The following is an 11,830-nucleotide window of genomic DNA, read 5'->3' as shown; positions in this document are numbered from 1 at the left end:
CGAAGGCGCAGAGGACGGGCAGGGACGTGCCCGTCCACCTCCGCCGCAGGCGGACGCGGGCCCCGCCGGCGCGACCGCGGATCCCGGTCGCCGCGGCGCGAGCCGACGCACCCCGCACCCCGCGCGCCGTACCCCGCGCACCACACCCCGCACCCCGTACAGCGACCGAGAGCGACATGATGCACTCCACCACCCCCACACCCCCCTCGCCCGCACGCCCGCACCGCCAAGGCCCTCCCGCCGGGCCCGCTCAGGACGCGTCCGGTCCGGCGGGCCTGGTCGGCAACACCCCGCTCCTGCGGATCTCCGAACCCCTCACCCCCTCCGGCCGCGGATTCTGGGCGAAGCTGGAAGGATTCAACCCCGGCGGGATCAAGGACCGCGCCGGACTGCACATGGTGGAGCGGGCCCGCGCCCGCGGGGACCTGCGCCCCGGCGCCAGGATCATCGAGTCCACCAGCGGCACCCTCGGCCTGGGCCTCGCCCTCGCCGGAATGGTCCACGGCCACCCGGTCACCCTGGTCACCGACCCCGGTATGGAGCGGTCCATGACCCGGTTACTGGCCGCGTACGGGGCCCGGGTCGACGTGGTCCCCGAGCCGCACCCGGCCGGCGGCTGGCAGCAGGCCCGCCGCGACCGCGTGGCGCAGCTGACGGAGAGGCACCCCGGCTCCTGGTGCCCGGACCAGTACAACAACCCCGACAACACCGCCGCCTACACCCCGCTCGCACTGGAACTGGCCTCCGGCCTGGGCCACATCGACGTGCTGGTGTGCAGCGTCGGCACCGGGGGGCACTCCGCCGGCGTCTCCCGCGTCCTTCGGACGCTCTACCCCGGGCTGAAGCTCGTCGGGGTCGACACCGTCGGCTCGACGATCTTCGGCCAGCCCGCCCGGACCCGCCTGATGCGCGGCCTCGGGTCGAGCATCCACCCCCGCAACGTCGCCTACGACCGGTTCGACGAGGTGCACTGGGTGGCACCCGCCGAGGCCGTGCTGACCTGCCGCCGACTCGCAGCATCCCACTACGCCACCGGCGGGTGGAGCGTGGGCGCGGTCGCCCTGGTCGCCGGATGGCTGGCCCGCACCCTGCCCGCGGACACCCGGATCGTGGCGGTCTTCCCCGACGGTCCGCAGCGCTACCTCGGCACGGTCTACGACGACGACTACTGCGCCGCCCACGGGCTGCTCGCCCCGCCGCCGGCCGACGAACCCGACGAGATCGGCCGCCCGGACGAGAAGGAGGTCACCCGCTGGACGCGGTGCACCACCGTGGTCGACCCGCTCGCGCCGTCCGGCGCGCGGCAACAGGCCCGCGCCGCGGAACGGCCGGGAGCGGCCGGGACCCCGGCCCGGGCCGGGGCGGAGGGGGACCGGTGAGGGGGATCCTCGCGCAGGTGCGCTCCTACGAACACAGCGTCCAGCTCCTGATGGTGAACCAGTTCACGATCAACCTCGGCTTCTACATGCTGATGCCGTACCTGGCCGCGCACCTGTCGGGCACGCTGGGAATGGCCGGGTGGACCGTCGGCCTCGTGCTGGGCGTGCGGAACTTCAGCCAGCAGGGGATGTTCCTGGTCGGCGGCACCCTGGCCGACCGGCTCGGCTGCAAACCGATGATCGTCGCCGGGTGCCTGCTGCGCACCGCCGGGTTCGCCGCGCTCGGGCTCGTGGACTCGCTGCCCGCCCTGCTGGCCGCCTCCGCGGCCACCGGTCTGGCCGGGGCCCTGTTCAACCCGGCCGTCAGGGCGTACCTCGCCGCGGACTCCGGGGAGCGGCGGGTCGAGGCGTTCGCGCTGTTCAACGTCTTCTACCAGGCGGGAATCCTGCTGGGGCCGCTGGTGGGCATGGCGCTGACCGGTATCGACTTCCGCGTCACCTGCCTGGTGGCGGCCGGGATCTTCGCGCTGCTGAGCGCCGTGCAGATCCGCGCCCTGCCCGCCCGCCGGGCGGACGGGGCGAAGGAGGGGAGGGACGAAGGACGGCCGGGCGTCCTGGCGCAGTGGCGCGGCATCCTGGCCAACCGGCCGTTCCTGCTGTTCTCGGCGGCCATGACCGGCTCCTACGTGATGACCTTCCAGATCTACCTCGCCCTTCCGCTGGAAGTGCGGCGCCTGGGCGGCGAGGGCCCCTTCGGCACGGGCGCGGTGGCTTTGCTCTTCGCGGTGTCCGGCCTGAGCACGATCCTCCTCCAGACCAGGGTGACCGCCTGGTGCAGGGCCCGTACGGAACCGGGCCGCGCGCTCGCCCTCGGGCTGCTCACGATGGGTACGGCGTTCGTGCCCCTGCTGCTCGCCACCGCGGTGCCCGTGCCGGACGGGGGAGCGGCACGGTGGCTGCTCGCGGCCGTTCCGCCCGTGCTCGCCGCCCTCCTGCTGGCGGCCGGAACGATGATCGCCTACCCGTTCGAGATGGACACCGTCGTCAGGCTCTCCGGCGACCGTCTCGTCGCCACCCACTACGGGCTGTACAACACCGTCTGCGGCATCGGCATCACCGTCGGCAACCTCCTCACCGGGGCGGCCCTGGACGCCGCCCGGACCGCGGGCCTGCCCGCGCTGCCGTGGCTCGCGCTCCTCGCGCTGGGCCTGGTGTGCGCGTCCGCACTGTACGGCCTCCACCGCACCGGGCGCCTGCACCCGCCGGCTACGAAGGAGGAACCGGAGCCCGCCACAGCCTGACACGGGCCGTGCGCGACGGCCCGAAGGCGGCGGGGCCCGGCCGAGAGCCCTCCACTGTGCGGCCGCGGACGAGGAAGAGAAGCAGGATCCGTCCGCGGCCGTCCGGTGGCGTTGATGTCGTCCGGTGACGTCGGGTTGGATGACCGAGTGAAGCGAACCGGCTCGACTGAAGCCCCAACAGCGCGCCCTGCCCTGAAATTCGCCGGGGTCGGCCTGTGGCGTGACCGGCCGGCTCGCCTTCGGTGGCAGGAGCTTCGCTCTTGCTGCGGCAGGTGACGCCGCTGGTGTCCTTCTCCGGCCGGGCCGTGTTCGAGGCGTGTCGGTGAGCCCGGTTGATCGTCGAGTCGACCGGAACCGTCCAGTCGAGCCCGTTGATCGAGCCTGCCTGGGCGGTCAGTTGGGCGAGCGCCGTGTCCCAGGTGCCGTCAGCCGCCCACCTGCAGGGCGCTTCCGTACCGTCCGGCAGGGCTCGAATGCTTCGCGGGGCGGATCTCTCCAGGGGATGCCGGTGCGGTACCGGTGGGTGAGCCCTTCGACGATGTGACGGTGGTCGGCGAACGGGCGCCCTGCCTTCCCCGCGCCGGGGGGGAAGGCAGGGCTCCGGGCGTGCTCATTGCCCGTCGGTCAGCAGGCGCATGCGCCTGCTCGTGGTCACCGGGGTTGGTAGGCGGTGGCCAGCACGGAGACGGTGACCCGATCGGGCAGGAGGCTGTCATCGTTCAGGTCTGAACGGTTTACGTGGCGGGCGCTCGGCGTCATCGCCACCAGGTCCAGGGCATCCGGCCTGGCCAGGGTCGCGGAGTACTCCACCTGTTCGGTGACGACGGCCTCGAAGAAGGGGTTCAGCGCCCGGTGCAGGCGCTGCTCCTTGGCCGGGTCGATCGTGACCATGGCAGGCAGCCGGCCGCGCAGCTCGGCCAGGTGCCGACCGGTGGGTCGGACCACGATCAGTCGGCCGGTCGGGCGCAGTACGCGGTGGAACTCGGCCGGGTTGCGCGGTGCGAACACGTTCAGCACGACATCGGCCACTCCGTCGGCCAGCGGGAAGGGACGGAAGACGTCCCAGGCCACCGCGGCGGCCCGGTCGTGGGCGCGGGCTGCCGAGCGCAGTGCGCGCACCGATGTGTCCAGGCCCAGCCCACGGGCGCCGGGCAGTTGGTCGAGCACGCCGGCCAGGTAGTAGCCCGTGCCGCATCCCGCGTCCACAACCGTGGCCTGCTCGGGCACGGCGGTGGCCGCCAGACGGGCTCCGGCTTCGCGGACGGGCGCGTAGGCGCCGGTGGACAGGAACCGCTCCCGGGCCCGGACCATGGCCGCGTCGTCGCCGCTGGCGGCGCGGGTGCCCGTCAGCAGGCCGGCATAGCCATGGCGGGCAATGTCGAAGGCGTGGCCCGCCGCGCAACGCAGGGCGCCGCGGCCGGGGTGCAGGCGGAGCGTACGGCACGCCGGGCAACGCAGCAGGTCGAGGGACAGATCAAGGGCAGGGGGAAGCGACACGGGCACGAGGCACTCCAGGCAAGGGGTGAGGGGAAGGGGCCGTGCCTGCACGCGCGCTCAGAGCGTCGCTGCCTCGGGAAGGAACGGGCAGCGTGGGGACGTGGTTCACGCAGCAGGCACACCGAGGAGGGCGACGCCGTCCGGCATCGCCCTCAGCGCCTTCCGATCAAAGGAAGCAGCAGTGCGGGGTGCTCATGAATGCCACGTCGTAAATCGTACGAGCACGGCGAAGCCCTTCGTGCCTCCACGCCCAAGAGTTGGGAGAAACGACCTGGTACTCCAGCCGTGGATCGTGGTCCTATGGCTGATTCGCGGCTTGCCGTCGGTGATGGCCAGCTCGGGCTCGGTGGCGGCGTCGCCGGGCGGGCCGGGCGGGCCGGTGGGCCGCGTCGTGCACGGGCCGGACGACCGGTGTCGTGAACAGCCTCGCGCCGGTGGTGACTTCGTGTGAGCAGGCGACGGTGAGCACGTGGCCGACCCGGCGCTCTTCCAATGCGGTTCGCAGCTTCGGGCTGTCGCCGTGGACCTCGTCGCCCGAGGCCCGGCCCACGCGGTGCCCGGCGTCGAAAAACCGGCCGATGATGCGGGCTGCCGGGTCCGGCTCGGTGGCGAAGGCGGTCTCCTCGCCCGGTCCCGCGGCCCGGCAGCGGTGCGGATCGCACGTCCACGAGGCACGGGACGTACCGCTCCCGGTCCACCGCCGCGTGCCCGCGCAGACCCGCACGGACGAGGTGGACGGCACCCCGGGAGTTCCCGGTCCGCCCGGCCCATCAGGCTCTCGAACGCTTCCTGCCGGCGGGCAGGGGCTACGGCTGAAGGTCGCGCTGGTACCAGGTGCCTGACCGGCCGTCGAGATCGGCCGGGGCGGCCGGGCCGACCGGGCCGAACCCGGCCTTGGTCAGCACCTTCCGGGACGCAACATTGTCGTGGGAGGTGGCCGCCCGTAGTGTGCGCAGCCCGTGCCGCGCCGCCGCCAGCCGGCAAAGCTCCTCGACGGTCGCGGTCGCCACGCCGCGGCCGGCGACCCGCTGCGCGACCCGGTAGCCGAGGCTCGCAGTGCCGTCCTCCAAGTCGTACAGGTTGAACCTGCCGAGTACCGAGCCGTCCTCGGCGACGAGCACGTAGAAGGCGCAGATGCCGTCCTCCTGCTCGGCCAGCAAGGCGTTGTACCGGTCGGTGAACCGGTCGAAGAAGTCGTCGCCGCGGTCGGGGACCGAGGCAGCGAAGTAGGTGCGGTTCGCCAGCTCGAAGGCCAGGACCGCCGGGGCGTGGTCGGCATGCAGCAGCTTCAGCTCGGGCACCGCCCGACTCTATCCGGATCGTGCGCTGAGGCCACCTGAGTTTCCGCCGGCGGCAGACAGCCCCAGGACCAGGGCGCATGATGATCTACGGCCGGAGTACCAGGTTCTGTCCGGCCGATCTTGGGCTGTGGGAGGATGCCGCCCATGACTTGCATCCGAAGGGGTCGTGCCTCGTAGAACACCGGCTTCACTTCGGCCGCGGGAACGCGACCGGGGCAGACCCTGGGTGCGGTATCGGGATGTCCCAGATCTGTCGGGAGCGGCGAATGCCGCTGTCCGTGTGCTCGAACGGGAACGATTGTCTCCGGGCGTCGTGGCGGTGGCGCTGAGCGTGTGGTCCGTGCGCGTCCACGGCACGAGGCGCCGGTTGAGACAATGGGAGGCGGAGTTCACCTGCCTCTGTTGCGGCGCGGGTTGGGCCCGGGACAAGCATGCAGGATGCTCTGTTCATGCTTCCGCCGAGGGCCGCCGGTGAACTTCGGGCGCAGGTCGAGCGCCTGGACGCGGTGCTCCTCGGGCGAACGCATCACGAGCCGGCAGAAGACCCGGAGTTGGCGTGGTGGCATCGCAGGTGCTGACCGTACCGATGCCGCCCACCGGTTCGACGGCTCTTGCGTGGCCGGTCGGGGGTATCTGACAGAGGCGGAATTCGGGGGCGGACCTGCGGTCGTTCAGTCCCCGGTGGGGACGGCCGTCCCGGCGCGTGCGGTGCGCGTGCGCGCCGAACGCAGGCCCAGGGCGCCGAAGCCGAGGCCCAGCCCGGCCCACAGCACGGCGGTGGCGGACAGTGACAGCACCCGGAAGTCCCGCAGCGCGTCGGCCGGGACGCCCACCGCCGGGCTGCCCGGGAACGCGAACAGGGTGCCGAGGCCGAGGACGACGACCGCCGCCACGGCCAGCCGCCGCACGGTGGCGCCGTGGCCGGACTCGGCCATCAGCCTGTGCAGGAACCGCGCCAGGACGGGGGTGACCAGCCCCACGGCGACCGCGGTCGGCCACGCATCGGCGCCCGGGCCGGCAGGCGTCCGGCCGCCCGCGCCCGGCGGGCCGGCCGGGTCCCACAGGAACGGCAGCAGTCCGACGGCGGCGAAGCCCGCCGCGGCCAGGGGCAGGGTCCGTGACCAGATCGCCCTGTCCGGGTCGCGCCGGTGCAGCAGCGCGTAGACGGCGGCGAAGAGCACGCCGAGGACCAGGCCGGTGACGGTGCCCGTCATCAGGATCCCGGTGTGCCCGTGGGGGCTCCCGGCGGCCGCCGAGGACCCCGGGCGACCACTGACCGGATCGGTGAGCAGATAGGAGAAGACCCCGCTGACCAGGCCGGCCGCGCCACCCGCGGCGGCGCCTCGGGTCAGCAGGGACAGCAGGACGTTCATCGGTTCGACCCTCGCGCTCGTGGGACGGTGCGCGAGGGGGCACCCCCGGCCGCGGTGACGGGAACGCCGCGGATCCCCGCCGGATTCCCGCGCACCGCCGTCTCGACGTGAATATCTTGCTGAGAAGCTTCTCTTTGCGATCGCCGGTGCGTCAACCGGGTATCGGTGCGATCCAGCGCACATCCGGCACCCCGGTCTCCCGGCACCCCGGTCACCCGGCGGGGGCATCGCGGCCGGGCTGCCCGCGGGAATCCGCACGGGGAGGGGGACGGGTTCACCGCCGTCCGGTGCGGCGCCGGGGGAGCAGGACGGCGAGCAGCAGGAGGGCCGCGGCCTGCACGGACGCGGTGACGGTGACCAGCGCGGGGACGGACCTCTCGTACAGGACGCCGGCCAGGGTCCCGCCGACCGCGGCGGCGGCGCCCATGACGGCGGCGAACAGGCCGTAGGCGGTGGCCCGGCGGCCGGAGGGGACCAGATCAGCGACGGTGGCCCGCAGGGTGGACTCCTGCACGCCGGTGGCCGCGCCCCAGGCCAGGGAGCCGAGCACCGCCGGGACGAGGGCGTCGGAGAAGGCCAGGGCCGGCACGGCGGCCGACAGCAGTGGCAGCACCACGAGCACCCGGGGGCCGAGACGGTCGTAGGCCCAGCCGACGGCCAGGGCGGCGAGAGCGTCGACGCCCATCGCGGCGGCGTACACCACGGGCACCGCGGCGGGAGACAGCAGATCGCGTTCGACCAGGTGGAACGAGAGCACGCCGAAGGTGGCGAAGCCCGCCGTCGTCATGGCGGTGAAGGCGGCGAAGACCCAGAAGGCCCGCGGCAGGGGGCCGGTACGGGCCGCCGCGGCGTCGGGCGCGCCGCCGGCCGGGGCCTCGGAGGCCTCGGCCCCGGGGGCCCCGGCCCGAGCCCCGGCAGGGGCAGGGGCCGGGGCGGTCTCGTAGGAGGCGGGGTCCGGAACCCGCCACCGCAGCCACGCCAGCAGGCCCAGGACCAGAACTCCCGGAGCGGCCAGCACGCCCAGCGCCGGGCCGTAGTCGTCGCCGCCGGCGGCGAGCACCGCGGCCACCACCAGGGGGCCGATCAGGGCACCGATCTGGTCCATCGCCTCGTGGACGCCGAACCCGCGGCCGCGGCCGGTGGCGGCGGTGGCGTGGGAGAGCAGGGTGTCCTTGGCCGGGGAGCGGACCGCCTTGCCCACCCGCTCGGCCAGTACCAGGGCGCCGGCCGCCCACAGGGTGGAGACCAGGCCGAGGAAGGGCACGGTCAGTACGGACAGCGCGTATCCGGCGACGGTCCAGGCCCAGAAGCGGCGGGTGCGGTCGGCCAGGGGCCCGGAGGCCAGCCGCAGCACTAGGGCCGCGGCCTCACCGGCCCCGGTGACAGCCCCGACCACGGCGGCGCTCGCGCCCAGCCGGGCCAGGAGCGGACCGGTGACGGAGCGGGCGCCCTCGTAGACGAAGTCCGCGAGCAGGCTCACGGTTCCGAAGGCCAGCACGAACCGCCACGGCCCCATCCGGGGCGGCGGGACGGCGGCGGTGTTCCCGGAGACCGGCGTGCCGCCGTGCGGGGGTCCCACCGTTCCCACGGCCCGGCCCTCCTCCCGGACGAGGTGTCCTCCCGGCACGCCCGACGTGCCCGGCACGTCCGACGTGCCCGGCGCAACTCCTCCCATCCTCCGGCCGCGGCACGTGGTTCTCCTGTCCGGCCGGAGGACCGCCGCCGGGGTCCCTGCCCACGGGCCGGCGGGGCGGGGTCCGCGCCGGGCGGGGCCGGGTCAGGTGCCGGAATTCCGCACCGCGGAGAGGTGGTCGGCCAGGCCGCGGCGCGCCGTCCAGCCCCGGCTCTCGGCCTTTCCGACGTCCAGGACGACGCCGTGGGCGAGCTGGTCGACGGCGTAGCGGGTGAGTGCGGGCCCGGAGTGCGGGCGCAGGCGCGTCAGCGCCTGCGCCGCCGTCGCCGCGGCCACCGCCACCGGCACCGGCAGGTGCCGGATCCGCGCCCGCACGCCGTGGGCGTGCAGCACGGCGCGCACGGCATCGTCGCGCCGGTAGGGGGCCGGGTCGGCGATGTTGTAGGCGCCCGGCGGCCAGCCGGCGGCGGCCAGGCAGGCGTAGGCGAGGTTCTCCACGGCCGTCAGGCTCAGCTCCGTGTCGGGTCCGGGCAGCAGGAGCAGGCCCGCCCGGACCCCGGCGAGGAGCCGGGGCACCAGGTGCGGGTCGCCGGTGCCGTACACGGCACGGGGCCTGAGCACCACCGCGCCCGCCGCGAGGGCCAGGGCCTCGCCCTCCGCCTTGGTGCGGCCGTACGCGTTCAGGTGCCCGCCGACCGGGTGGTCCTCGCGGACCCGTCCGCCTTTCGGCCCCGGGGCGTAGACGCTCGCGCTGCTCACCCACACCACCGGGCGTCCGGCGGCGGCCCGCAGCAGCCGTGCCGTGCCGTCGACGTTGACCGCGCGCATCGACGCCTCGGCCGGCGAGCCCGGTACGGGGTCGCCGACGGCGGCCGCGCAGTGCACGACGACGTCGGCGCCTCCCAGGTCGGGGACGTCGGCCGAGGCCTCCCAGGGCACGTGCCGCCCCACCGGGCCCGGTCTGCGTCCCACGCACACCACGTCGGCGCCCGAGGCCGCCGCGGCAGTGGCGACGTGGGAGCCGCAGAAGCCGCCGGCCCCGGTCACGGCGATCCGGATCAACGGTCCTCCAGGGGTGCGCGGGCGGTGCCCGCCCGGACGGTGCCCGCCCGGACGGTCAGGGAGCGCCAGCCCGGCAGCGCGGCGGCGCGGTCCGCCCGCGCGCGCACCACGGACGGCCGGTGCGGGGCCAGTGCGGCCAGGGTGTCGTCGAGCTGGGCCCGGGCCAGGCGGGCGCCGGGGCAGGCGTGCGGGCCGGCCCCGAACACCAGCTGTGCGACGGCGGGAGGGGCCGGACGGTACGGGTCGGGCCCGCGGCTGTGCGCGAGCGCGGCGTGCCGCGCGACCAGCAGCAGCCGGTCCCCGGCCCGCACCGGGCAGCCGCCCGCCTCGGCACCGGCCGCGGCGACCCGGGGGAGCAGCGGGGACGGGGCGGTGACCCTCAGCAGCTCGGACACCAGGGCCGGGCGCAGCCGGTCGTCGGCGGCCGGGCCCCACCAGCCGGCGTCGGCGCACCACGCGGCCGCACGGGGCAGGGCGGCGGCGGTGGTACTGACCGCGGCTACGGCGAGCATCGCCCGCAGTCCCGCACCGCCCTCCCCGTCCCCGTCCCCGCCCTCCCCGCAGTCTCCGTCGCGGCCGTCGCCGACCGGGCCGAGGAGGGACGTCAGCCGGGCCGCGGCCTGCGCGGCGGCCCGGGCCGTCCCGGGGCGGCGCGGCCCGGGCAGGTGGTCGCGCACGGCGGCGGCCGCCGCGTCCGCGGCCGCGCCGGCGACGGCCGACGGGTCCGCGTCCGTCCCCAGCAGCGCGCAGACCGTGGCCCCGGCCAGTTCCCGGGCCACCGGGACGAGGTCGACGGTGCGGCCGGCGGCCAGCGGGGCGAGCCGGCGGCCGAGGACTTCGCGCCACACCGGGCGCAGCCGCTCCACCCCGGCCGCGCCGAGGCCGTCGGACACGGCCCGGCGGGAGTCGCGGTGGCCTCCGCCGTCCTGGTCGAACAGCACCCCTCCGCCGGACAGCTGCCGGCCGGCGCCGCCGGTGGTGCCCGCCGCGGAGCGGTCCAGCGGGACCCGGGTCAGCACCTGCCGGTACGCCTCGCTCCCGTGCACGAGCACGGTCCCGCCCAGCCGCACCGCGGGGCGCCGGCGTGCCGCGGCCAGCAGGGCGAACAGCACCGGGTGGGCGCTCAGGTAGACCCGGCGGTCGCGCCGGCGGGCCGCGCTCACCGGGTTCTCCCGGGCGCGCCCAGCCGGGCCGCCGCCAGCCGGGCGGCGGCCGCGCGGTCGGGCTTGCGGGAACGGCCGGCCAGCGGGACGTCGGCCAGCAGCAGCGCGTCCGGGCGGGCGGTGCCCATCCGGGCCAGCGGGCCGGCCAGGGCGGCGCGCACCCGGGCGCGGTCGGCGCCCGGGGCGGGCTGCACCACGGCGACCAGGCGTTCGTCGCCGTCACCGACCGGCACCCCGACGAGCAGGGCGAGTTCGACGCCGGGCACGTGCAGGGCGGGCTCGTACAGGCCCGGGTAGATGTTCTCCGCGCCGCGCAGCACCATGTCCTTGCAGCGGCCCTCGAGCACGATCCTGCCGCCGTCCGGACGCGCCCGGTCGCCCGTGCGCACCCAGGGGTCGGGCTCCTCGCCGAGGTAGCGGTGCCGGGCGGCCGGCCCGGACAGCATCAGCTCCCCGGCCGGTCCGGACTTCATCCCGACGCCGGGCAGCGGTTCCCCGACCAGGTCCCCGTCCCCGGTGAACGCGGCCTTCTCCGCCTGTTCGACGGCGGCCGCGGGGAACAGTTCGGTGAGCGCGTACACCCCCCACGCCTCGTCGGCCCCGGCGGCCTTGACGCGGGTCAGCAGGTCGGCGCTCGCCGGGGCGGAACCGGTCCACACCCGCCCGGTGAACCCGGCGCCGGCCGCCAGTGCGGCCCGCAGCTGGGGCGGGGTCAGGTAGGCGGCCTGCGGCCGCAGCCGCCGCAGCTGCCGGGCCAGGACGCGGGGCGACCGGGCGGGCAGTGCGACCGGGGCGCCGCTCGCCAGGGAGGGGACGAGCACGAAGAAAGTGCCGCCGAGCACCGGCTCCCCGGCCGCGGGCCGCACCAGGCCGGCGACCTGCGCCATGCCGGCGTCGAGCCCGGACCGGGAGTGCACCACGGCGCGGGGCCGCGACGTGGTGCCGGAGGTGAACACGATGACGGCGTCCCCGTCCCCGTCCACCGGCGGGGGCAGGACGGCCGCCCGGGCGGACCCCTCCAGCGAGGGGGCGCAGCCGGGCAGCCGGGGCCGACCGTGGCCACCGGCCCCAGACCGGACAGGTCCGGGAGGGCGAGCCGGGCGCGGCGGGCCAGCGGCCGC

Annotated in this window: 9 protein-coding genes and 2 pseudogenes; 2 read left to right on the top strand and 9 right to left on the bottom strand. The window is 75.9% G+C overall.

Going from position 1 to position 11,830, the window contains the following annotated elements:
- Positions 1 to 179 precede the first annotated feature (179 nt).
- Both GQS52_RS00400 and GQS52_RS00395 read left to right on the top strand, forming a co-directional pair.
- Positions 180 to 1,379 carry a PLP-dependent cysteine synthase family protein gene (locus tag GQS52_RS00400; protein ID WP_182316126.1) on the top strand — a complete coding sequence of 400 codons (1,200 nt, stop codon included), beginning with the start codon at positions 180 to 182 and terminating at the stop codon, positions 1,377 to 1,379.
- Complete coding sequence (locus GQS52_RS00395) at positions 1,376 to 2,680, top strand: MFS transporter (protein WP_182311118.1); 1,305 nt, start codon at positions 1,376 to 1,378, stop codon at positions 2,678 to 2,680. The genes GQS52_RS00400 and GQS52_RS00395 overlap by 4 nt, the downstream gene beginning before the upstream one ends.
- Positions 2,681 to 2,942: 262 nt before the next feature.
- Here GQS52_RS00395 and GQS52_RS27160 read toward each other — a convergent pair.
- From GQS52_RS27160 to GQS52_RS00355, 9 genes and pseudogenes are all read right to left on the bottom strand, one after another.
- Positions 2,943 to 3,335, bottom strand: a pseudogene (locus GQS52_RS27160) (transposase); the annotation flags it as partial.
- Positions 3,332 to 4,183, bottom strand: a complete 852-nt coding sequence (locus GQS52_RS00385; protein ID WP_182311117.1) for a methyltransferase domain-containing protein — start codon at positions 4,181 to 4,183, stop codon at positions 3,332 to 3,334. The gene GQS52_RS00385 and the pseudogene GQS52_RS27160, both read right to left, overlap by 4 nt.
- 421 nt (positions 4,184 to 4,604) lie before the next feature.
- Positions 4,605 to 4,944 (bottom strand): annotated as a pseudogene (locus GQS52_RS27155) (transposase); the annotation flags it as partial.
- Between the two features lie 39 nt (positions 4,945 to 4,983).
- A complete protein-coding gene (locus GQS52_RS00380) occupies positions 4,984 to 5,478 on the bottom strand; it encodes a GNAT family N-acetyltransferase (protein ID WP_182311116.1) in 495 nt (164 codons plus the stop codon).
- A 671-nt stretch (positions 5,479 to 6,149) separates the two neighbouring features.
- The gene (locus tag GQS52_RS00375) at positions 6,150 to 6,851 is read right to left on the bottom strand and encodes a CbtA family protein (RefSeq protein WP_182311115.1); all 702 of its coding nucleotides are present in this window, start codon (positions 6,849 to 6,851) and stop codon (positions 6,150 to 6,152) included.
- A gap of 274 nt (positions 6,852 to 7,125) precedes the next feature.
- Positions 7,126 to 8,439 (bottom strand): MFS transporter, encoded by a 1,314-nt coding sequence (locus GQS52_RS00370; protein ID WP_259370481.1) that lies wholly within the window; start codon positions 8,437 to 8,439, stop codon positions 7,126 to 7,128.
- A 189-nt stretch (positions 8,440 to 8,628) separates the two neighbouring features.
- The gene (locus GQS52_RS00365) at positions 8,629 to 9,546 is read right to left on the bottom strand and encodes an NAD(P)-dependent oxidoreductase (protein WP_182311114.1); all 918 of its coding nucleotides are present in this window, start codon (positions 9,544 to 9,546) and stop codon (positions 8,629 to 8,631) included.
- Complete coding sequence (locus GQS52_RS00360) at positions 9,543 to 10,709, bottom strand: cytochrome P450 (protein ID WP_182311113.1); 1,167 nt, start codon at positions 10,707 to 10,709, stop codon at positions 9,543 to 9,545. Before GQS52_RS00360 ends, GQS52_RS00365 begins: the two co-directional genes overlap by 4 nt.
- Positions 10,706 to 11,692: an AMP-binding protein gene (locus GQS52_RS00355; RefSeq protein WP_259370480.1), complete on the bottom strand. Its 987-nt coding sequence runs from the start codon at positions 11,690 to 11,692 to the stop codon at positions 10,706 to 10,708. Before GQS52_RS00355 ends, GQS52_RS00360 begins: the two co-directional genes overlap by 4 nt.
- Positions 11,693 to 11,830: the final 138 nt, after the last annotated feature.

This window comes from Streptomyces sp. SCUT-3 (genome assembly GCF_014083985.1).
GTDB classification, from domain to species: Bacteria; Actinomycetota; Actinomycetes; order Streptomycetales; family Streptomycetaceae; genus Streptomyces_H; species Streptomyces_H thermolineatus.
Note: the sequence above shows the minus strand (reverse complement) of the source record. Positions and strands in the feature narration are given on the sequence as shown.

Coding starts and splice junctions, on each gene's coding strand:
- GQS52_RS00400 (WP_182316126.1), top strand. CDS start 180: ATGCACTCCACCACCCCCACACCCCCCTCGCCCGCACGCCCGCACCGC.
- GQS52_RS00375 (WP_182311115.1), bottom strand. CDS start 6,851: ATGAACGTCCTGCTGTCCCTGCTGACCCGAGGCGCCGCCGCGGGTGGC.